Source organism: Streptomyces sp. IBSBF 2435 (assembly GCF_036815005.1).
Lineage (GTDB): Bacteria > Actinomycetota > Actinomycetes > Streptomycetales > Streptomycetaceae > Actinacidiphila.
On record NZ_JAJSYW010000197.1, the window covers coordinates 1 to 21,790 of the forward strand.

The window sequence follows — 21,790 nt, forward strand, 5'->3', positions numbered from 1 at the left end:
CCCTCCACCACAGAGGCCACCCCCCCCGTGGGGGCGCGGGGAACTGCGCGCGCGACCACGACGGCGCGGAAGGCGAGGCGCCGCCGGAAGCGGCAACAACCCCCTGCGCGCACAAGCGAAGCGCTCGCCGGCGTGGCCCGGGGGAAAAGGGGCGTACCGCCACGCGGGGTGAATCGTTGTGCTGGGGGAGAAGAGAACGGTGGTGGAGGACGGTTGAACGAGATGCCCGGCCTGGCGGGCGGGCGCCACGGCCCGGCCGAACTGCGCCCCCTGGTCGAAACAGTGCTGGCCGCTCTGGAGCAGGGCGCAGCCGCCCGCGGCGGCCCGCTGCCCGCGGGCGGCCCGAACGAGACCGCCAGGCGCGTGGCCGGCGCCCTGGGCCGGCCCCTGCCGGCCGACGGAACCGGCGCCCACGAAGCCCTGCACACCCTCGTGCGGGAAGTGGCGCGGGGCGCCGCCGACCCGGCGGACCCGCACTGCGCCGCCCACCTGCACTGCCCGCCCCTCGCCCTGTCCGCGGCAGCGGAATTAGCCGCGGCCGCGCTGAATCCGTCGCTGGACTCCTGGGACCAGGCCCCGGCCGCCACCGAGATCGAGACGCGGGTCGCGGCGGCGCTGGCCGCGGTGGTCTACCCGGACCTGCCGGCCCCCGACGCGCTGATGACGACCGGCGGCACGGAGTCCAACCAGCTGGCGCTGCTGCTGGCGCGGGAGCGGGCGGCCGGCGGGCCGCGCGTGCAGGTGGTGTGCGGGGCGAACGCCCACCACAGTGTGCAGCGCGCCGCCTGGCTGCTCGGCCTGCCGAGCCCGGTCGTCGTACGGACCCCCGCCGGTGTCCTCGACCCGGCCGACGTGGACGCCGCCCTCGACGAACTGCCCGGCCGTGCCCTGCTCGTGGCGACCGCGGGCACCACCGACACCGGCGCGATCGACCCGCTGCCGCAGCTCGCGCAGGCCGCCGCCCGGCACGGCGCCGAGCTGCACGTGGACGCGGCCTACGGCGGCACACTGCTGTTCAGCCGACACGAGTCCGGCAAGCTCGACGGGCTGCAGTCCGCCGTGTCCGTCACCCTCGACCTGCACAAACTCGGCTGGCAGCCGGTCGCGGCGGGCCTGCTGGCCGTACCCGACGGCGCCGCGCTGCGACCGCTGGGCCACCAGGCGGACTACCTCAACGCCGCCGACGACACCGAGGCGGGGCTGCCCGATCTGCTGGGCAGGTCGCTGCGCACCACCCGCCGCCCCGATGTGCTGAAGATCGCCGTCACCCTGCGGGCGCTGGGCCGCGAGGGCCTCGGCGCCCTGGTGGACGCCGTCTGCGCGCACGCGCACCAGCTCGCCGACGCGGTCGACCGGCACCCGGCGCTCGACCTGCGCGGGCGGCCCGTGATCAGCACCGTCCTCTTCCGCCCCAAGGACACCGACGACGAGCAGGTGGCGGCGCTGCGGCGGGAGCTGATGTACGAGGGCCGGGCGGTGCTCGGGCGGGCGGCGGCGGACGGCCGGCTGTGGCTCAAGGCGACCGTGCTCAACCCGCACATCCGCCCGCAGGACCTCGACGCCCTGCTCCGCCTGGTGACCGACGCGCGGGCCAGGCAGACCCGGGCGGCGCCGTGAGCCGCCAGGCGCCGTATCCCCGAAGGAAGGTTCAGCACCGATGAACGCCCCGACCGCACCGGAACAGGAACCAGAACCGGACCCGGAAGCCGCACCGCGCCAGGACCAGGAGCCGTTCGACCTGCTGGGCGTCGGCATCGGCCCGTTCAACCTGTCGCTGGCCGCCCTCGCCGACGCCGTACCCGGCCTGAACGCGGCCTTCTACGACCAGCGGCAGGACTTCCACTGGCACCCGGGGCTGCTGATCGACGGCGCCACCTTGCAGGTGCCCTTCCTCGCCGACCTGGTGACCCTCGCCGACCCGGCCAGCCGCTGGTCGTTCCTGAACTTCCTCAAGACCCGCGAGCGGCTCTTCCCGTTCTACTTCGCCGAGCGCCTCCATGTGCACCGGGCCGAATACGACGCCTACTGCCGCTGGGTCGCCGGGGCGCTGCCCAGCACCCACTTCGGGCAGCAGGTGGACACCGTCCGCTGGGACGCCGGGCGCGGCCGCTTCGAGGTCGACCACACCCGGCTCGACGCGCAGGGCGAGGCCGAGGCCCTGGGGCGTACGTACGCCAGGCACCTGGTGCTGGGCGTCGGCACGGCGCCCTACGTACCGGAGCCGCTGCGACCGCTCGCCGAGGCGCCGACCGTGCCCGTGGTGCACTCCGCGGACTACCTGCCGCAGCGGGACCGGCTGCTGGCCGCCGAGCACATCACCGTGATCGGCTCGGGGCAGTCCGGCGCGGAGGTCTTCCTCGACCTGCTGCGCTCCCGCCCCGCGGGCCGGGAGGCGATCACCTGGCTGGCGCGCACCCCGGCCTTCGCGCCGATGGAGTACAGCCGGCTGGGCCTGGAGCACTTCACGCCCGACTACACCCGCTACTTCCACGGCCTGCCCGAGCCGGTGCGCGACCGGCTGGTGCCGGAGCAGTGGCAGCTGCACAAGGGCATCGACACCGAGACCATCACCGCCATCCACGACGAGCTGTACCGCCGCACCCTGGACGGCGGCTGGCCCGACGCGGTGCTGACCCCCGGCGTCACCGTGCGCACCGCGGGCCGGATCGGCAGCACCGGCGTCGAACTGCACCTGGAGCACGCCGACCAGGGCACCCGGACCCGGATGGTGACCAGTGCCGTGGTGCTGGCCACCGGCTACCGCGAGCGTCCGCTCGACCAGCTGCTCGGCCCGCTGCACCCGTATCTGCTGCGGGACGCCGCGGGCCGGCCGCGGATCGACGCCCGGCACCGGCTGGAGCTGGACCGGCGGATCACCGGCCGGATCTACGTCCAGAACGCCGAACGCCACACCCACGGCGTCGGCGCCCCGGACCTGGGCCTCGCCGCCTGGCGGTCCGCGGTCGTCCTGAACGACCTGACGGGGCTGCTGACCGGCGCGGAGCACTATCCGCTGCCGGCCAGGACAGCCTTCACGACCTTCGGTCTCGACGGCGCCGCCGCCTGTGACACCCCTACGCGAACAGCGGGACTCCGGCGCGGGTGAGCCGCCACTGGTCGGTGCCGAAGGACGACGGGTCGATCGTGCCGTGCGCCTGCACCCAGGCGATGATCGTGTTGCGGATCTCGTCGGAGTTCGACCACACCGACTGGGCCGCCGCCACGTGCGGGTAGTTGCTGCCGCCGCTGGAGCGGTAGTTGTTCACCGCGAGCACGAACTGCGCGGCCGGGTCGACGGGGGCGCCGCCCGCGGTGAGGTTCACGATCCGCGAACCGACCGGCTGCGCGATGTCGATGTCGTACGACACCCCGCTGAGCACGTCGTAGCTGTAGTCGGGGGTGTTGTTGGCGTTGGTGATCTTCGTGACGTCGACCGGCGCGCCCGGCGCGGTCTGCACGTAGTACGCCGCCGACCACTCCAGGTAGTCCTTGACCTGGGCGCCGGTGAGGATCTTGGCGTCCAGGGTGTTCTCGTAGACGTACAGGCCCGCCACGTCGCGCAGCGAGACCTGCCCGGCCGGGATCGCCGCGGTCCGCGAGAAGGGCGAGGCCTCGGACAGCACCGGCAGCGCGGCGTACGCGGTGCCGGCCAGCGCGGCCTTCACGGTGTCGGCCTGCACCAGGTTCAGGAAGTCGATGATCGGGGTGTCCTTGTACGTGGACTCCGCCGCCGACATCGCGGCCGTACAGGTGCCGACCACCTGGTTGACGTAGTCCACGACCTTCTCGTGCTCGCCGCGCACCAGCTCGGCCACGTGCGGGTCCTCGGCGACGGTGTTGGCGTTGCGCACCTCGGCGGTGACCGAGGTGACGTGCCAGCGACCGCGCTCGAAGGCCAGGTCGATGTCGAAGACCGACAGGCGCATGCCCCACATCAGCGGCTCGGACAGCACCACGGTCCTGCCGGTCTGCTCGTTGACGACCAGGGTCTGCGGGCGCTCCACGTGGGTGTGGCCGACCAGTATCGCGTCGATGCCGGGCACCTGGGCGGCGACCAGCGAGGAGGCGTTCTCCGGGTAGGGCACGGCGTCGCCGTAGGAGGTGCTGCCGTCCAGGCCGGAGTGGTCGGTGCAGATGACCACGTCGCAGCCCAGCGCGCGGAGCTTGGGCACGTAGATCTTCGCCTGCTCCACCAGGCCGGGGAAGGCCATCCTGCCCTGCACATTGGCCTTGTCCCACACCGCGATGCCGGGGTTGGTCAGGCCGAGGATGCCGACCTTGACCGGCCGGCCGCCGCGCACCTTGATCTCCTTGACCAGGTAGGGCGGGAAGGCGGGTTTGAGGGTGGTGGCGTCCACCGCGTTGGCGGCCAGCAGCGGGAAGTCGCACTGGTCCTGGAAGGCGCGCAGCAGCGGGATGCCGTAGTTGAACTCGTGGTTGCCCAGGGCCGCCGCGTCGTACTTCATGTGGTTCATGGCCAGCGCCATCGGGTGCTGCGGGCCGCGCCGGGCGCCGCTGATCGGCTCCACCCGCGCGTAGTAGTACGACAGCTGGGTGCCCTGGATGATGTCGCCCGCGTCGATCAGCAGCGTACGGTCGTGGCCCTTCTCGGCGCGGGCCTGCTCGACCAGGGTGGCGACCTTGGCCAGGCCGACGTCGTTGTGGGTGGCGTCGTCGTACTCGGCGTTGGTGAAGTAGTCCCAGTTCAGGGCGTGCCCGTGCAGGTCGGTGGTGCCCAGTACCCGCAGGCTGAACGTCGTGGACGGGTGGCCGTGGCCGCGGCCCTGCTCGGAGGCCTGCGCCGGGCCGGCCGCGGCGACCGCGCCCGCGGTGCCCGCCAGCGCCACACCGGCGCCGGTGGCGGCCGAGCGGTTGATGAAGTCCCTGCGGTTGAGCGGCATCTCGTCTCCTTGACGGTCACGGGCTTGTCGAGCGAACAACGCGCGTAGATTCTGGACCAGGCAGGTGCCCGCGCAACAGACCCTTCGGGTTAACATCCCCCGCCGATCCTCGCGGCGCCGCCACCGAGCGTGACGCCGGTGCTCATCCGAGCGGGGCCATGCACACTTCGATACTTGTCAACAACCGTTAATCCAGACGTTGTTGGTCAGTTGCCTTCAGTGGTCCTGACTACCAACGAGTAAGTCATACGCTCGACACATGCGCCGAGCGAAAATTGTCTGCACCCTGGGTCCCGCCACCGACTCCTACGACCAGATCAAGGCATTGGTCGAGGCCGGCATGGACGTGGCACGCCTGAACCTGAGCCACGGAAGCTACGCCGAGCACGAGGACCGGTACCGACGGGTACGCAAGGCGTCGGACGAGACCGGCCGCAGCGTGGGCGTCCTGGTCGACCTTCAGGGCCCGAAGATCAGGCTCGGGCGTTTCGCCGACGGACCTGTACTCCTTGAACGCGGTGACGAGTTCACCATCACCGCCGACGACATCGAGGGCGACCAGCAGATCTGCGGCACCACGTACAAGGGCCTGCCCGCGGACGTGGCACGCGGCGAGCGGATCCTGGTCGACGACGGCCGGGTCACCCTGGAGGTCACCGACGTGGAGGGGCCGCGGGTGCACACCATGTGCATCGAGGGCGGCATGATCTCCGACAACAAGGGCCTGAACCTGCCGGGCGTCGCGGTGTCGGTGCCCGCGCTGTCCGACAAGGACATCCGCGACCTGCGCTGGGGCCTGCGGGCCGGCGCCGACCTCATCGCGCTGTCCTTCGTGCGCTCCGGGCGGGACGTCGAGGACGTGCTGCGGATCATGGCCGAGGAGGACCGCAGGGTCCCGGTGATCGCCAAGATCGAGAAGCCGCAGGCGGTCGACAACCTCGAGGAGATCGTGGACGCCTTCGACGGCATCATGGTCGCCCGCGGCGATCTCGGCGTCGAGATGCCGCTGGAGGCCGTCCCGCTGGTGCAGAAGCGGGCCGTCAAGCTCGCCAAGCGCAACGCCAAGCCGGTCATCGTCGCCACCCAGATGCTCGAATCGATGATCGACAACTCCCGCCCCACCCGCGCCGAGGCCAGCGACGTGGCCAACGCGGTGATGGACGGCACCGACGCGGTGATGCTGTCGGGCGAGACCAGCGTCGGCAAGTACCCGATCGAGACGGTCAAGACCATGTCGCGGATCGTGGCCGCCGCCGAGGAGGACATGCTGACCGCGGGGCTGCCGCCGCTCACCGACCAGAACAAACCGCGCACCCAGGGCGGCGCCGTCGCCCGGGCCGCCGCCGAGATGGGCGACTTCCTCGGCGCCCGCTTCCTGGTCGCCTTCACCCAGTCCGGCGACACGGTCCGCCGGCTGTCCCGCTACCGCTCGCCGATCCCGGTGCTGGCCTTCACTCCCGAGCCGGCCACCCGCTCCCAGCTGAACCTGACCTGGGGAGTGGAGGCCTTCCTCGGCCCGGTGGTGCAGACCACCGACGAGATGGTCCAGCAGGTGGACGAGGAACTGCTGCGGATCGGCCGCTGCAAGAAGGGCGACGTCGTCGTCATCACCGCCGGCTCGCCGCCCGGGATGCCCGGCACCACCAATATGGTCCGGGTCCACCACATCGGCGAGGACGACTCACCGAAGTCGTAATACCTCATACGGCATATTGCTCCTGACATTCGCAGGGCCCCCGGCGGCAACCGGCGTCGGGGGCCCTGTCTTTCGCGGTACTTCCCATTGCGATTCGATCGCAATTAACGCTGCGTAACACGCCCGCAATAAGGAAACCGGCCCGGCGCCCCGCCGGTCCCTGCCCGGGGCACCCGTGAATAATCCACCCTGCCCGATCGGGCGTCCCGCGGGCGCTTTCGGGCCGGACCGGGCGCTGACCGGCGACAAGTCGGCCATGCGGCACCGGAAGTGCGGGTTCTCAGCATCCGGACAGGGGAGCAATGTACTCAAAAGCCCTGCTCAACCTCAATAGAAGCTCAAAAGCTTCCGATTGGCATAACAAGACAGTCACACTCTTCCCCGCACCTCTGCCTGACCCCACGAACCGGGCCTAGAGTCACGGCCAGTCACCGCGCCACCGGATTTGTCAGTTCGGGTTCCAGCGCGCGACTCGGCCTCTCATCAGAGACGGCCGTGCCAGGGGAAAGGACTGACCGTGCGACACCGTTCCTTGCTGATTCTGACCACCGTACTCACCACAGGAGCCCTTACTCTCACTGCTTGCGGCTCGCGCAGCGACGACGACAAGGGCAGCAGCACCGGCGGCTCAGGCAGCACCTCGGGTGCCAAGAACAACGTCACCGTGGTGATCGGCGTCGACGCACCCCTGACCGGCGCGAACTCGGCCACCGGCCTCGGACTGCAGTACGGCGCCCAGATAGCCGTCGACGACGCCAACTCCAAGAACCTCGTGCCCGGCGTCACCTTCAAGATCCAGGCGAAGGACGACAAGGCGCAGCCGGCCACCGGCCAGCAGAACGCCACCGCCTTCACCTCGGACAACACCGTCATCGCCGCGGTCGGCCCGCTGAACTCCGGCGTCGCCCAGTCGATGCAGCAGGTGTTCGCCAACGCCAACATGGTGGAGATCTCGCCCGCCAACACCAACCCGGCCCTGACCCAGGGCAAGGACTGGGCGACCGGCAAGAAGGTCCGGCCGTTCCCGACCTACTTCCGTACCGCCACCACCGACGCCAACCAGGGCGGCTTCGCCGGCGACTACGCCTTCAACACCATCAAGAAGACCAACGCCTTCGTGGTCGACGACAAGCAGACCTACGGCGCGGGCCTGGCCGGCATCTTCAAGACGAAGTTCACCAGCCTGGGCGGCAAGATCGCCGGCACCGACCACGTCAACACCGGTGACACCGACTACTCCACCCTCGTCACCAAGATCAAGAACTCGCACGCCGACATGGTCTACTACGGCGGCCAGTACGACGAGTCCGAGCAGATCACCAAGCAGCTCAAGGCGGCCGGCGTCAAGATCCCGCTGATGGGCGGCGACGGCATGTACTCCGACACCTACATCACCACCGCGGGCCCCGCCGCGGAAGGCGACCTGGTCACCTCGGTCGGCGTCCCCGTCACCACGCTGCAGACCGCCACCGACTTCATCGCCGCCTACAAGGCCAAGAAGTACCCGGGCGACTACGGCACCTACGGCGGTTACTCCTACGACGCCACCACCGCGATCATCAAGGCCGTCAAGGTCGTCGCGGACGCCAACGGCGGCAAGCTGCCGGCCATCCCCGACGCCCGCAAGGCCGTCGTCGACGCCGTCCAGAAGACCGACTTCGACGGCGTCGCCGGCCACGTGTCGTTCGACGAGTTCGGTGACACCACCAACAAGCAGCTGACCGTCTACCAGGTCAAGTCCGGCAAGTGGGTCGCCGTCAAGTCCGGCACCTACACCGGCTGACCCCACCCGCAGCACCCCGGCGCCGCGCGGCCGGACACCTCCGGCCGCGCGGGCGCCGAAACCCGCGTGTCCCCCCGCAGGGGTGCGGCACCGCACACCACGTCCCCGCTCCCCACTGCTCTCAGCGACATGGAGGCCATGCGGTGCACACCCTGCCGCAACAGCTGGCCAACGGGCTGTTCATCGGCTCGATGTACGGGCTCATCGCCATCGGCTACACGATGGTGTACGGCATCGTCCAGCTCATCAACTTCGCCCACGGCGAGATCTACATGACCGGCGCCTTCGGGGCCCTCGCGGTCTACACGAACCTCCCCGACGGCATATCCATCTGGGCCGCCCTGCCCCTCATGCTGGCCGGCGGCGCGGTCGTGTCCGTGCTGATCGCCGTCGGCGCGGAGAGGCTCGCGTACCGCCCGCTGCGGGGCGCGCCACGGCTGGCACCGCTGATCACCGCCATCGGCCTCTCGCTCGCGCTCCAGCAGGCAGTCTTCCTGTGGTACCCGAACGCCACCAGTGGAAAAACCTTCCCGCAGCTGCCCGGCGGCCCCTTCCACATCGGCTCCGTCGACATCCAGAGCGGCGACATCTTCCTCGTCGTCGCCGCCGTGGTCTGCATGGCGGGACTCGCCGCCTTCGTCCGCACCTCACGCACCGGCCGCGCCATGCAGGCCACCGCGCAGGACCCGGACACCGCGCAGCTCATGGGCATCGACACCAACCGCATCATCGTGATCGCCTTCGCCATCGGCGGCTTCTTCGCCGCCGTCGCCGGACTCGCCTCCGGCATCAAATACGGCCAGATCAAGTACGACATCGGCTTCCAGGCCGGCCTCAAGGCCTTCACCGCCGCCGTGCTCGGCGGCATCGGCAACATCTACGGCGCCATGCTCGGCGGCCTCGTCCTCGGCGTCGCCGAATCCTGCGCCTCCGCGTACATCTCCAACATCCCCGGCATGGAACAGCTCGGCGGCGGCAGCTGGGCCAACGTCTGGGCCTTCGTCCTGCTCATCATCGTCCTGCTGGTCAGGCCCCAGGGCCTGCTGGGCGAGCGCGTCGCGGACAGGGCGTGATCGCGATGACCGACCTGTCCACCAACGCAGCCGCCATGACCGTCACCGACCCCGGCGCCCGCAGGACCGAAAGCTACATCCCGCTGCCCTTCGCCGCGGCCCGGCTGCTGACCCTGCTCGGCGTGGTCGCCTCGATCGCCTCGACCTTCATGTCCTGGACGTACACCACCGACTTCCCCGGTGACCTCACGGTCAGCGGATACCCCGGCGGCCTCCAGATCATGACGCTGATCGGCGCCATCCTCACCGGCGTCATCGCGCTCGGCGCCTTCAAGGTCAAGGGCCTGGCCTGGCTCAACCCCAGCCGCTCGTACAACTCGGTGCTGCTGCTGGCCCTCGGCACCCTCGGCACCACCTGGTACACGGTGATCGACATCGCCGCCAAGCTCGGCGGCCTGGCCAACCTCGACCCCGGCGCCTTCGTCGCCGCCGTCGGCAGCCTCGCGCTCTTCATCGGCACCCTCGCCCTGCCGATCGACCGCCACCCGCGCGAGGAGGAGGACGCCGAATACATCGAACTCGGCTCGCTGGGCACCCTCCGGCCCGCCGTCGCCGGCTACCGCTGGCTGCGCGAACTGCGCTTCAACCACGGCGACATCAAGGTCTCCGATCCCCGCCGGCTCAACATCTGGCTCCAGCGCCTGGTCATCGTCGTCGTCTTCGCCGCCGGCCTGAAGATCCTCACCTTCGGCCTGGCCACCGACTACAGCGACATCTTCCTCGGCTACCTGATCGTCGTCTCCTTCGGCTTCTGGGGCCTCGGCGCCGCAGGACTGCTCCAGCAGTTCCAGCAGCTCACCCGCGAGAACCGGGTCTTCTCCTCCAGCGTCGGCATCCTGGCCGCCATCGCCTACCCCTTCGCCCAGAACAACGAGCACTGGGCGAACCTCGGCGTCAGCATCCTCATCGTCGGCACCGTCGCCCTCGGCCTGAACATCGTCGTCGGCCTCACCGGCCTGCTCGACCTCGGCTACGTCGCCTTCCTCGGCGTCGGTGCCTACACCGCGGCCCTGGTCTCCGGCTCCCAGTACTCGATCTGGTCCGGCGTGCAGTTCCCGTTCTGGGCCGCCGCCCTCACCGGCGCCGCCGCCGCACTGGTCTTCGGCGTCCTCATCGGCGCCCCCACCCTGCGGCTGCGCGGCGACTACCTGGCGATCGTCACCCTCGGCTTCGGAGAGATCTTCCGCATCGTCGTCAACAACCTCGACGGCGTCAGCGGCCCCAAGATCACCAACGGCCCCGACGGCATCGCGCAGATCCCCGACCTGTCGATCTTCGGCTACAACCTCGGCGTCACCCACGCCGTCGGGTCCTTCACCCTCGGCCGGTTCGCCAACTACTACCTGCTGATGCTCGTCATCACCGTGATCGTGGTGGTCGTCTTCACCCGGGCCGCCGACTCCCGGATCGGCCGCTCCTGGATCGCCATCCGCGAGGACGAGACCGCCGCCACCGCCATGGGCATCAACGGCTTCCGCGTCAAGCTCACCGCCTTCGCCCTCGGCGCCTGCCTGGCCGGCCTCGCGGGAACGGTCAGCGCCCACGTCACCAACAGCGTCGTGCCCAACCCCTACGTCTTCTCCGGCTCCGTGCCGCCCAACTCCGCCTTCCTGCTCGCCGCCGTCGTCCTCGGCGGCATGGGTACGGTCAGCGGCCCGATCCTCGGCGCGGCACTCCTCTACCTGATCCCCGAGAAGCTCGACTTCCTCGCCAGGTACGAACTCTTCGCCTTCGGCATCGCCCTCGTCCTGATCATGCGCCTGCGGCCCGAGGGCATCATCGCCAACCGGCGCCGGCAGCTGGAATTCCACGAGGACGAATCCACGACGCCGGACAAACGCACCCTCGGCGACGACACCGTCCCCGTCGGCACGGCAGGGGCGTGAAGGACACCATGACCACCACCACTGCGCACCAGCCCACCCCGGAGCAGGCCCCCGACAGCGGCCCGCTGCTCCAGGCCAGCGGTGTCATCATGCGGTTCGGCGGCCTCACCGCCGTCCGCGACGTCGACCTCACCGTCAACACCGGGGAGATCGTCGGACTGATCGGCCCCAACGGCGCGGGCAAGACCACCTTCTTCAACTGCCTCACCGGCCTGTACGTCCCCACCGAGGGCACCGTCCGCTTCCGCGGCGCCGTCCTGCCGCCCAAGCCGCACCTGGTCACCAAGGCGGGCATCGCCCGCACCTTCCAGAACATCCGGCTGTTCGCCAACATGACCGTGCTGGAGAACGTACTGGTCGGACGGCACACCCGCACCAAAGAAGGACTGCTGTCCGCGCTCATCCGCGGCCCCGGCTACCACCGGGCCGAGGCCCGCTCCCGGGCCAGGGCGATGGAACTGCTGGAATTCACCGGGCTCGCCGCCAAGGCCGACCACCTCGCCCGCAACCTGCCCTACGGCGAACAGCGCAAGCTGGAGATCGCCAGGGCACTGGCCAGCGAGCCCGGCCTGCTGCTCCTCGACGAACCCACCGCCGGCATGAACCCGCAGGAGACCCGGGCCACCGAGGACCTCGTCTTCGCGGTACGCGACCAGGGCATCGCCGTCCTCGTCATCGAGCACGACATGCGCTTCATCTTCAACCTGTGCGACCGGGTCGCCGTCCTCGTCCAGGGCGAAATGCTGGTCGAAGGCACCTCCGAGGTCGTACAGCAGGACGAACGGGTGATCGCCGCCTACCTCGGCGAGCCCTTCGAAGGCGCGCCCGACGACGGGGCGAAGACGACCGGCGAGCAGGAGAACGACCGATGACCGCACTGCTCGAAGTGGAGAACCTGCGCGTCTCGTACGGCAAGATCGAGGCCGTCAAGGGCATCTCCTTCTCCGTCGAGGCCGGCCAGGTCGTCACCCTGATCGGCACCAACGGCGCCGGCAAGACCACCACCCTGCGCACCCTCAGCGGCCTGCTCAAGCCGACCGGCGGCAAGATCGTCTTCAACGGCAGGTACCTGACCAGGGTCCCGCCGCACAAGATCGTCGCCCTCGGCCTCGCCCACTCGCCCGAGGGCCGGCACATCTTCCCCCGGCTCACCATCGAGCAGAACCTCCAGCTCGGCGCGTACCTGCGCAAGGACCCCGCCGGGGTCGTCAAGGACATCGAGCGCGCCTACGAGCTGTTCCCGATCCTCGGCGAACGCCGCAAGCAGGCGGCCGGCACCCTGTCCGGCGGCGAACAGCAGATGCTCGCCATGGGCCGCGCCCTGATGTGCCAGCCGAAGCTGCTCATGCTCGACGAACCCTCGATGGGCCTCTCGCCGATCATGATGCAGAAGATCATGGCCACCATCGTCGAGCTCAAGGCGCAGGGCACCACCATCCTGCTCGTCGAGCAGAACGCCCAGGCCGCGCTCTCGCTCGCCGACCAGGCCCATGTGATGGAGGTCGGCTCCATCAAGCTCTCCGGCACCGGACAGGACCTGCTGCACGACGAGGGCGTCCGCAAGACCTACCTCGGCGAGGACTGAACCCGCGCTTCCACGGCCGCGTGAGCGCGCCGGGGGGGGGGGGGGGGGGGGGGGGGGGGGGGGGGGGGGGGGGGGGGGGGGGGGGGGGGNCCCCCCCCCCCCCCCCCCCCCCCCCCCCCCCCCCCCCCCCCCCCCCCCCCCCCCCCCCCCTCCGCCGTACGTCTCGCCACGTCTTCGGCTAGTTGTCGGTGACCTCTTCGATCACGGCCTGCGCGACCGCCTGCATCGACATCCGCCGGTCCATCGACGTCTTCTGGATCCAGCGGAAAGCGGCCGGCTCGGTCAGCCCGTACTTCGTCTGCAGCACGCTCTTCGCCCGGTCCACCAGCTTGCGGGTCTCCAGCCGCAGCGACAGATCCGCGATCTCCAGCTCCAGCGCCCGCAGCTCCTGGAAACGGCTCACCGCCATCTCGATCGCCGGCACCAGGTCGCTCTTGCTGAACGGTTTCACCAGATACGCCATCGCGCCCGCGTCCCTGGCCCGTTCGACCAGCTCCCGCTGCGAGAACGCGGTCAGCATCAGCACCGGCGCCAGCTTCTCGCCCGCGATGCGCTCGGCCGCCGAGATGCCGTCGAGCACCGGCATCTTCACATCCAGGATCACCAGGTCGGGCCGGTGCTCCTCGGCGAGCTTCACCGCCGTCTCGCCGTCCCCGGCCTCGCCGACGACGGAGTAGCCCTCCTCCTCCAGCATCTCCTTCAGGTCCAGCCGGATCAGCGCCTCGTCCTCGGCGATGACGACCCGGGTGGTCAGCGGAGGTACGTGCGACTGCTCGGCCTGCCCGCCCTGCCCTGCGGACGACTCATCGGACTGGGTGTCGGACTGCTCGTCGCGCTGAGCGGCGGACTCATCGGGGGCGCTCACGGTGCTCCTCGTTTCAGGCGGGGTGCTGCTCCTAGAGCCTACCTAGCTGCGGCCATGCACAGCTACGCGGTACGCTGATCCCCGTACCCCAGCCGGGTTGGCGCAACAGGTTGACGCGGAAGCCTCAAAAGCTTCTGTCCGCAAGGACATGTGGGTTCGAATCCCATACCCGGTACTCGATCTCAGCAGTCGTGACGAAAGATCTCTTTCCAAAGATCACTGCACCGGGTGAACGTGCGTGCGATTCCGTGTCGCGGGCGCCCCGCACGCGGCACGCTCGGACCATGCACGACCCCAAGATCCGTCATCAGGCGGTCGCCCTTGTCCGCTCGGGGATCTCCAACGCCGAGGCGGGCCGCCGCCTCCGCGTCCCCGCCGGCACCGTCGGCTACTGGCTCCACCTCGACCGGGCACGGCGCGGGGAATGCCCCGGCAGGCCCCCGACGGTCTGCTATGTGTGCGGCGGCGCCGAGCTCGACCTCGTGGCGTACAGCTATCTCCTCGGCCTCTACCTCGGCGACGGCCACATCATCCAGTACGCCAAGCACCGCGTGCCGAGCCTGATGATCACCTGCGACGACGGCTGGCCCGGCCTCATGGACGCGGCCGAGGACGCGATGCGCGCGGTCTTCCCGCAGCACAGCACGTGCCGCGTCCGGTCCAGGGGCTGCCACAACGTGAAGGTGTACTCCAAGCACCTGTGGTGTCTCTTCCCGCAGCACGGCCCCGGCCGGAAGCACGAGCGCCGGATCGTACTGGCCCCCTGGCAGCAGCGGATCGTCGAGGCGCACCCGTGGGAGTTCATCAGGGGCCTGGTCCACTCGGACGGCTGCCGGTTCACGAACTGGACGGAGCAGTGGCGGGGCGGCGAACTGCGGCGGTACGAATACCCGCGGTATTTCTTCACGAACAAGTCCGAGGACATCCTGACCCTCTTCTCCGGCGCCCTCGACCTCGTCGGCGTCCAGTGGAAGGTCACCCGCCGCGCCGGGCGGCCGTACAACGTGTCCGTCGCCCGGCGCGCCTCCGTCGCGCTCATGGACCTGCACGTCGGCCCGAAGCACTGACCGTGTCAGGCGGTCGCCGCGCGGGCGGCGGGGCGGAGCATGCAGGTGAGGCGGGCGGTGCAGACGCGCTTGCCGGAGGCGTCATCGGTGATCACGACGTCGTAGGTGGCCGACGAGCGGCCCCGGTGGACCGGGGTGGCGGTGCCGGTGACGACGCCGGAGCGCATACCGCGGTGGTGCGTCGCGTTGAGGTCGACGCCGACCGCGAGCTTGCCGGGGCCGCCGTGCAGCATCGCGCCGACCGAGCCGAGGGTCTCGGCGAGCACGGCCGAGGCGCCGCCGTGCAGCAGGCCGTACGGCTGGGTGTTGCCCTCGACGGGCATGGTGCCGACCACCTTCTCGGGGGACGCCTCCAGGATCCGGATGCCCATCCGTTCACCGAGGTGCCCGGCGGAGAAGAGCGCCTGGAGGTCGATGCCGAGCCCGGCGTACTGCTCCAGGATCTCCTGCGGGAAGTGGGTGGTGGTCTGCTCGCCCATACGGTCGGCTCCGATCGGCCTCGGTCGCTGCGGTGTCCGGTGTACCGGACAGCTTTCTACCGGCTTTCTACCCCACCGGCCGGGTCGGCGGCGCGTGCGGGGTCCGGCTGTTCGAGCCGGATGACGACGGACTTCGAGGCGGGTGTGTTGCTGGTGTCGGCGGTGTGGTCGAGCGGTATGAGGACGTTCGTCTCGGGGTAGTAGGCCGCGGCGCAGCCGCGCGGGGTCGGGTAGTGCACGACCCGGAAGCCGTCGGCGCGGCGTTCCCTGCCGTCGGTCCACTCGCTGACCAGGTCGGCGTGGTCGCCGTCGCGCAGCCCGGCCGCCGCCGCGTCGTCGGGGTGCACCAGGACGACACGACGGCCGCCCTTGATGCCGCGGTAGCGGTCGTCGAGGCCGTAGACGGTGGTGTTGTACTGGTCGTGCGACCGCAGCGTCTGGAGCAGCAGCCGGCCTTCCGGCACGCGGGGGTATTCGACCGGCGCGGCGGTGAAGTTGGCCTTGCCCGTGGCGGTGGGGAAGGTGCGCGAGTCGCGCGGGGCGTGCGGCAGGGTGAAGCCGCCCGGGTGGCGCACCTTGGTGTTGAAGTCGTCGAAGCCGGGCACGACGCGCGAGATCCGGTCCCTGATCAGGTCGTAATCCGTCTCGAAGTCCGCCCACGGCACACCGCTGTCGTCGCCGAAGACGGCCCGGGCCAGCCGGGAGACGATGGCCGGCTCGGACAGCAGGTGCGGGGAGGCGGGCGGCAGGCTGCCGTGGGAGGCGTGCACCATGCCCATCGAGTCCTCGACGGTGACGAACTGCTCACCGCCGGCCTGCCGGTCCTTCTCGGTCCTGCCGAGGGTCGGCAGGATCAGCGCGCGGGCGCCGGTGACCACGTGCGAGCGGTTCAGCTTGGTGGACACGTGGACGGTGAGCCCGGCCCGGCGCATGGCGGCCTCGGTGACGGCGGTGTCGGGGGAGGCGGCCACGAAGTTGCCGCCCATGGCGAAGAAGACCTTGGCGTCGCCGTCGCGCAGGGCGCGGATCGCCCGGACGACGTCGAGGCCGTGCTCGCGGGGCGGCTCGAAGCCGAATTCCTTGCGCAGGGCGTCGAGGAAGGCCGCGCCCGGCCGTTCGAAGATGCCCATGGTGCGGTCGCCCTGCACGTTGCTGTGGCCGCGCACCGGGCACACCCCGGCGCCGGGGCGGCCGACGTTGCCGCGCAGCAGCAGGAAGTTGACGACCTCGCGGATGGTGGGCACGGCGTGCTTGTGCTGGGTGAGGCCCATCGCCCAGCACACGACGATGCTCTTCGCGTCGAGTACGAGGGCGAGCAGCCTGTCGATGTCGGCCCGGTCGAGCCCGGTGGCGCGCAGCACCTCGTCCCAGTCGGTGGCCAGGGCCGCGGCCTCGTAGTCGCCGAAGCCGTGGGTGTGCTCGGCGATGAAGTCCCGGTCCAGGGCCCCGGCCTCGATGACCAGCCGGCCGAGCGCGCGGAAGAGCGCCTGGTCGCCGCCGAGCCTGACCGGCAGGAACAGGTCGGTCAGTACGGTGCCGCCGCCGGCGAGCCCCGCGGCGTTCTGCGGGTTGCGGAAGCGTTCGGTGCCTGCTTCCCGCAGCGGGTTGACGGTGACGACCGTGGCGCCGCCGCGCTTGGCCTTCTCCAGCGCGGAGAGCATCCGCGGGTGGTTGGTGCCCGGGTTCTGGCCGGCGACGATGATCAGTCCGGCGCGGTGGAGGTCGTCGAGCAGCACGCTGCCCTTGCCGACGCCGAGTGTCTCGGTCAGCGCTGATCCCGAGGACTCGTGGCACATGTTGGAGCAGTCGGGCAGGTTGTTGGTACCGAACTCCCGGGCGAACAGCTGGAAGAGGAAGGCGGCCTCGTTGCTGGTGCGGCCCGAGGTGTAGAAGACGGCCTCGTCGGGGGAGTCCAGCGCGTGCAGTTCGTCGGCGATCAGCTCGAAGGCGCGCTCCCAGGGCACCGCCTCGTAGCGTTCGGCGCCCTCGGCGAGATACATCGGCTGGGTGATCCGGCCCTGCTGCCCGAGCCAGTAGCCGCTGCGGTGTGCGAGGTCGGCGACAGGGTGCTCGGCGAAGAAGTCAGGGGTGACCCGGCGCAGTGTCGCCTCCTCGGCGACGGCCTTGGCGCCGTTCTCGCAGAACTCGAAGGTGTGGCGGTGCTCCGGCTCGGGCCACGCGCACCCGGGGCAGTCGAAACCGCTCTTCTGGTTGACCTTGCGCAGCGTCAGCGCCGCCCGTCTGGCCCCCATCTGCGCGCCGGCGATCTTCATGGTGTGCCCGATCGCGGGCAGCCCGGCGGCAGCCTGCTTCGGCGCGGTGACTCGCGGTGCGTCCTGTACGGGGTCCCCTACGGGCGGCTTCTTGGCCATCCCCCGATACTCCCACCGTTTTACGCCTCGGGTGTGCCTGTGCTGCCCGGCACCTCGGCGCCCGGAGGCGAAGCGGCGGCAGAAAGAATGTCGGTGGTGCGTGGGAGGATCCGTACGTGGCAAAGAACGCATCGAAGACGACGACCGACCGCCCCCGCCTGATGCTGCTGGACGGGCATTCGCTGGCGTACCGGGCGTTCTACGCGCTGCCCGTGGAGAATTTCAGCACCGCCACGGGCCAGCCGACGAACGCGATCTACGGCTTCACGTCCATGCTGTCGAACACTCTGCGTGACGAGCAGCCGACGCATCTGGCGGTCGCTTTCGACGTCTCGCGCAAGACGTGGCGGTTCGACGAGTATCCGGAGTACAAGGCGACGCGGTCCAAGACGCCCGACGAGTTCCGCAGTCAGGTGGAGCTGATCGGCGAGCTGCTGGACGCGATGGGGGTGAACCGCTTCGCGGTCGACGGGTACGAGGCGGACGACATCATCGCCACGCTGGCCACCCAGGCCGAGGCGCTGGGGTACGACGTGCTGATCGTCAGCGGCGACCGGGATTCGTTCCAGCTGGTCAGCGACCACGTCACGGTGCTGTATCCGACGAAGGGCGTCTCGGAGCTGACCCGCTACACCCCGGCGAAGGTCGAGGAGAAGTACGGGCTGACCCCGCGGCAGTATCCGGACTTCGCGGCGCTGCGCGGCGACCCGTCGGACAACCTGCCCGGCATTCCCGGGGTGGGGGAGAAGACGGCGGCCAAGTGGATCACCCAGTTCGGGTCGTTCGCGGAGCTGGTCGAGCGGGCCGGCGAGGTCAAGGGCAAGGTCGGCGAGAATCTGCGGGCCCATCTGGACGCGGTCAAGCTCAACCGGCGGCTGACCGAGCTGGTGCGGGACGTGGATCTGCCGCTGACTCCCGAGGGCCTGGAGCGGGTGCCGTACGAGCGGGAGACGCTGGTCGGCGTCCTGGACGTACTGGAGTTCCGCAACTCCAACTTCCGCGAGCGGCTGTTCGCCGCCGACCCCGGCGCCGAGCAGGACGAGCCGGAGGTCGCCGAGGGCGTCGCCGTCGAGGGCACGGTGCTGGCGGCCGGCGACATGCCGGACTGGCTGGCCGCGCACAGCGCGGTGCCGGTCGGCCTGGCCAGTGTGGACACCTGGGCGCTGGGCGCGGGGAGCGTGACCCAGATCGCGCTGGCGACGGCCGACGACGCGGCCTGGTTCGACCCGGCGCAGCTGGACGAGACCGACGAGCGGGCCTTCGCGGGCTGGCTCGCCGACCCGGAGCGCCCCAAGGTGCTGCACAACGCGAAGAATGTCGCGCGGGTCTTCGCCGAGCACGGCTGGACGGTCGCCGGGGTGTCGATGGACACCGCGCTGGCGGCGTATCTGATCAAGCCGGGTCGCCGCTCGTTCGCGCTCGATGTGCTGTCGGTGGAGTATCTGGGCCGTGAGCTGGCGCCGGTGGACTCCGGCAGCGGGCAGCTGGCGTTCGGCGAGGAGAGCGAGGACGAGGGCGCGGCGGCGGCCGGGGCGCTGATGGTGCAGGCGCGTACGGTGCTGGACCTCGGCGAGGTCTTCGGCGAGCGGCTCCCCGAGGTCGGCGCGGCCGGGCTGCTGCACGACGTGGAGCTGCCGACGTCGGCGCTGCTGGCCCGGATGGAGCGGGCCGGGATCGCTGCGGACCGCGCCCATCTGGAGGGACTTGAGCAGCAGTTCGCCGCCGCGGTGCAGCACGCGGTGGGTGAGGCGCACGCGTCGGTCGGGCACGAGTTCAACCTGGGCTCGCCCAAGCAGCTCCAGGAGGTGCTGTTCGGCGAGCTGGGGCTGCCCAAGACCAAGAAGACCAAGACCGGTTATACGACGGACGCCGACGCGCTGGCGTGGCTGGCCGCGCAGACCGACCACGAGCTGCCGGTGATCATGCTGCGGCACCGGGAGCAGGCCAAGCTGCGGGTCACCGTGGAGGGCCTGCTCAAGACGGTCGCCCCGGACGGGCGGATCCACACCACGTTCAGCCAGATCGTGGCGGCGACCGGGCGGCTGTCGTCCACCGACCCGAATCTGCAGAACGTGCCGGTCCGCACCGACGAGGGCCGGGCGATCCGGCGCGGCTTCGTCGTCGGCGAGGGGTACGACTCGCTGCTGACCGCCGACTACAGCCAGATCGAGCTGCGGGTGATGGCCCACCTGTCGGAGGACGAGGGCCTGATCGCGGCCTTCACCACGGGCGAGGACCTGCACACCACCGTCGGCTCGCAGGTCTTCGGGGTCGGCAGGGACGCGGTCGACGCGGAGATGCGCCGCAAGATCAAGGCGATGTCGTACGGCCTGGCGTACGGGCTGTCGGCGTTCGGCCTGTCCCAGCAGCTCGGTATCGAGGCGGCCGAGGCGCGGGCGCTGATGGAGACGTACTTCGAGCGCTTCGGCGGGGTGCGGGACTATCTGCACCGGGTGGTCGAGGAGGCCCGCAGCACCGGTTATACGGAGACGCTGCTCGGCCGCCGCCGCTATCTGCCGGACCTCAACAGCGACAACCGGCAGCGCCGGGAGACGGCGGAGCGGATGGCGCTGAACGCGCCGATCCAGGGTTCGGCCGCGGACATCGTGAAGATCGCGATGCTGCGGGTGGACGAGGCGCTGGCCAGGGAGCAGCTGGCGTCCCGGATGCTGCTCCAGGTGCACGACGAGATCGTGCTCGAAGTGGCCCCCGGCGAGCGGAAGAAGGTCGAGGAGCTGGTGCGCCGCGAGATGGCCGGGGCGTATCCGCTGCGGGCGCCGCTGGACGTGTCGGTGGGCGACGGCGCGGACTGGGAGACGGCCGCGCACTGACCGCCCGCGACGGCCGGGCCTGACCGCCTGTGATGGCCGGTCCGCCGCGTCGTGGCCGGTCGGGGGCGCACCGGTCGTGCCGTACGGGCGCCGCGCACCGCCCGTACGGCACGACCGCCCGTACGGCACGACCGCCCGTACGGCACGACCGGCCGTACGGGCGGTGTGCGCCGACGGCCCGGCGACCCGCGGATGGCCGGCGGGAGAACGCTGCGCGGTGACAAGCGAACGGCGCCCGTTTGCGCACAATTTGAGCACGTCGATGCGGTGGTCACGTGATGCAAGTTGCCGTAGGGTCGGTCGAGTTGTGGCGCCGGGAACGGCGCGTTCTCGCACCCGGGAGGGACCGCCCTATGGCAGCGCGGCGTTATGGCCGGAGGCTTCGCAGGGGAGCGGCGGGTACGGCGGTCGCCGCCGCGGCGATGGCGGCGCTCAGCGCCTCGCAGGCACCGGGCTTCCTCCCGGTCGCCCACGCGGCCCAGCAGCAGGACGCCGCGGCGCTGACGCCGCCGCCGGGCACCGCGATCGACGGCGGCTCGCCGTACGTCACGGACCTGCCCCCGCTGAACACCCCGACCGGCCCGCCGCTCGTGACGCCGACCGCCACTCCCGGCGGCTCCTCGGTGAGCGTGCCGAGCGGCAGCGCGGGACTGCCGGCCACCGTGCTCGCCGCGTACCAGCGCGCCGAGGCGTCGGTCGCCCAGAGCGACCCGGGCTGCCACCTGCCGTGGCAACTGCTGGCCGCCATCGGGCAGGTGGAGTCGGGGCAGGCACGCGGTGGCGCGGTCGACGCCGACGGCACCACGTACCGTCCGATACTCGGCCCGGTCCTCAACGGCGTCGGCTTCGCGAACATCAGCGACACCGACGGCGGCCGATACGACGGTGACGCGGTGCACGACCGGGCGGTCGGGCCGATGCAGTTCATCCCCTCGACGTGGGAGCGCTGGGGCGCCGACGGCAACGGCGACGGGACCGCCGACCCCGACAACGTCTACGACGCCGCGCTCGCCGCCGCCCACTACCTGTGCGCCGACGGCCGTGACCTGGCCGTACCGCAGCAGATGGACCGGGCGATCCTCGGCTACAACCACTCGCAGGCCTACCTCGACCTGGTCAGGTCCTGGTACGGCCACTTCATGCAGGGCGGCGCCGTGTCGGTGCCCGACCGCCCCGGCACTCCCGGCGCCCCCGTCTCGCCGACCGGCACCCCGTCCGCGCCGCCCACCCCGCCCGGCAGCAGCCCCACTCC

General features: G+C 70.8%; 15 protein-coding genes and 1 tRNA gene. 12 read left to right on the forward strand and 4 right to left on the reverse strand.

All coding sequences use genetic code 11. The features are described 5' to 3' along the window. Positions 1-222: 222 nt before the first annotated feature. Positions 223-1,617: a pyridoxal phosphate-dependent decarboxylase family protein gene (locus tag V7E46_RS28420; RefSeq protein WP_333771098.1), complete on the forward strand. Its 1,395-nt coding sequence runs from the start codon at positions 223-225 to the stop codon at positions 1,615-1,617. Between the two features lie 40 nt (positions 1,618-1,657). Next, entirely contained in the window at positions 1,658-3,106 is a 1,449-nt protein-coding gene (locus tag V7E46_RS28425) for a lysine N(6)-hydroxylase/L-ornithine N(5)-oxygenase family protein (RefSeq protein WP_333771088.1), read from the forward strand. On the opposite strand, the gene V7E46_RS28430 is transcribed toward V7E46_RS28425, so the two are convergent. Further along, a complete protein-coding gene (locus V7E46_RS28430; protein WP_333771089.1) occupies positions 3,075-4,901 on the reverse strand; it encodes a bifunctional metallophosphatase/5'-nucleotidase in 1,827 nt (608 codons plus the stop codon). The genes V7E46_RS28425 and V7E46_RS28430 overlap by 32 nt on opposite strands. A gap of 259 nt (positions 4,902-5,160) precedes the next feature. On the opposite strand from V7E46_RS28430, the gene pyk reads away from it, so the two are divergent. From pyk to V7E46_RS28460, 6 genes are all read left to right on the forward strand, one after another. Further along, entirely contained in the window at positions 5,161-6,597 is a 1,437-nt protein-coding gene (gene pyk / locus V7E46_RS28435) for a pyruvate kinase (protein ID WP_333771090.1), read from the forward strand. A gap of 517 nt (positions 6,598-7,114) precedes the next feature. Continuing rightward, positions 7,115-8,380, forward strand: a complete 1,266-nt coding sequence (locus V7E46_RS28440; protein WP_329179878.1) for a branched-chain amino acid ABC transporter substrate-binding protein — start codon at positions 7,115-7,117, stop codon at positions 8,378-8,380. A 143-nt stretch (positions 8,381-8,523) separates the two neighbouring features. Next, on the forward strand, positions 8,524-9,453 hold the full coding sequence (locus V7E46_RS28445; RefSeq protein ID WP_329179879.1) for a branched-chain amino acid ABC transporter permease: 930 nt from the start codon (positions 8,524-8,526) through the stop codon (positions 9,451-9,453). A gap of 5 nt (positions 9,454-9,458) precedes the next feature. Next, positions 9,459-11,339 (forward strand): branched-chain amino acid ABC transporter permease, encoded by a 1,881-nt coding sequence (locus tag V7E46_RS28450; protein WP_443054376.1) that lies wholly within the window; start codon positions 9,459-9,461, stop codon positions 11,337-11,339. An 8-nt stretch (positions 11,340-11,347) separates the two neighbouring features. Further along, positions 11,348-12,211 (forward strand): ABC transporter ATP-binding protein, encoded by an 864-nt coding sequence (locus V7E46_RS28455; protein ID WP_329179881.1) that lies wholly within the window; start codon positions 11,348-11,350, stop codon positions 12,209-12,211. Next, the gene (locus V7E46_RS28460; protein WP_329179883.1) at positions 12,208-12,924 is read left to right on the forward strand and encodes an ABC transporter ATP-binding protein; all 717 of its coding nucleotides are present in this window, start codon (positions 12,208-12,210) and stop codon (positions 12,922-12,924) included. The genes V7E46_RS28455 and V7E46_RS28460 overlap by 4 nt, the downstream gene beginning before the upstream one ends. 178 nt (positions 12,925-13,102) lie before the next feature. Here the strand turns inward: V7E46_RS28460 and V7E46_RS28465 are convergent, their stop codons facing one another. Continuing rightward, positions 13,103-13,678, reverse strand: a complete 576-nt coding sequence (locus V7E46_RS28465) for an ANTAR domain-containing response regulator (RefSeq protein WP_333771100.1) — start codon at positions 13,676-13,678, stop codon at positions 13,103-13,105. A gap of 202 nt (positions 13,679-13,880) precedes the next feature. Between V7E46_RS28465 and V7E46_RS28470 the strand changes: the two genes are divergently transcribed. After that, a tRNA-Leu gene (locus tag V7E46_RS28470) sits at positions 13,881-13,964 on the forward strand. 109 nt (positions 13,965-14,073) lie between these two features. Further along, positions 14,074-14,856 (forward strand): helix-turn-helix domain-containing protein, encoded by a 783-nt coding sequence (locus tag V7E46_RS28475; protein ID WP_333771093.1) that lies wholly within the window; start codon positions 14,074-14,076, stop codon positions 14,854-14,856. Positions 14,857-14,861: 5 nt separating this feature from the next. On the opposite strand, the gene V7E46_RS28480 is transcribed toward V7E46_RS28475, so the two are convergent. Together V7E46_RS28480 and V7E46_RS28485 are read right to left on the reverse strand one after the other, a co-directional pair. Beyond that, a complete protein-coding gene (locus tag V7E46_RS28480; protein WP_329179887.1) occupies positions 14,862-15,335 on the reverse strand; it encodes a PaaI family thioesterase in 474 nt (157 codons plus the stop codon). A gap of 56 nt (positions 15,336-15,391) precedes the next feature. Beyond that, positions 15,392-17,707 carry an FdhF/YdeP family oxidoreductase gene (locus tag V7E46_RS28485; RefSeq protein WP_333771094.1) on the reverse strand — a complete coding sequence of 772 codons (2,316 nt, stop codon included), beginning with the start codon at positions 17,705-17,707 and terminating at the stop codon, positions 15,392-15,394. Positions 17,708-17,823: 116 nt separating this feature from the next. Here V7E46_RS28485 and polA point away from each other — a divergent pair, with 116 nt between their 5' ends. Together polA and V7E46_RS28495 are read left to right on the forward strand one after the other, a co-directional pair. Further along, the gene (gene polA, locus V7E46_RS28490; RefSeq protein ID WP_333771095.1) at positions 17,824-20,538 is read left to right on the forward strand and encodes a DNA polymerase I; all 2,715 of its coding nucleotides are present in this window, start codon (positions 17,824-17,826) and stop codon (positions 20,536-20,538) included. Between the two features lie 353 nt (positions 20,539-20,891). After that, positions 20,892-21,790 (forward strand): lytic transglycosylase domain-containing protein (locus V7E46_RS28495; RefSeq protein WP_333771097.1); only part of this gene is annotated, 899 nt, incomplete at its 3' end.

Coding starts and splice junctions, on each gene's coding strand:
- V7E46_RS28420 (WP_333771098.1), top strand. CDS start 223: ATGCCCGGCCTGGCGGGCGGGCGCCACGGCCCGGCCGAACTGCGCCCC.
- V7E46_RS28425 (WP_333771088.1), top strand. CDS start 1,658: ATGAACGCCCCGACCGCACCGGAACAGGAACCAGAACCGGACCCGGAA.
- V7E46_RS28430 (WP_333771089.1), bottom strand. CDS start 4,901: ATGCCGCTCAACCGCAGGGACTTCATCAACCGCTCGGCCGCCACCGGC.
- pyk (WP_333771090.1), top strand. CDS start 5,161: ATGCGCCGAGCGAAAATTGTCTGCACCCTGGGTCCCGCCACCGACTCC.
- V7E46_RS28450 (WP_443054376.1), top strand. CDS start 9,459: ATGACCGACCTGTCCACCAACGCAGCCGCCATGACCGTCACCGACCCC.
- V7E46_RS28455 (WP_329179881.1), top strand. CDS start 11,348: ATGACCACCACCACTGCGCACCAGCCCACCCCGGAGCAGGCCCCCGAC.
- V7E46_RS28460 (WP_329179883.1), top strand. CDS start 12,208: ATGACCGCACTGCTCGAAGTGGAGAACCTGCGCGTCTCGTACGGCAAG.
- V7E46_RS28475 (WP_333771093.1), top strand. CDS start 14,074: ATGCACGACCCCAAGATCCGTCATCAGGCGGTCGCCCTTGTCCGCTCG.
- V7E46_RS28480 (WP_329179887.1), bottom strand. CDS start 15,335: ATGGGCGAGCAGACCACCACCCACTTCCCGCAGGAGATCCTGGAGCAG.
- V7E46_RS28485 (WP_333771094.1), bottom strand. CDS start 17,707: ATGGCCAAGAAGCCGCCCGTAGGGGACCCCGTACAGGACGCACCGCGA.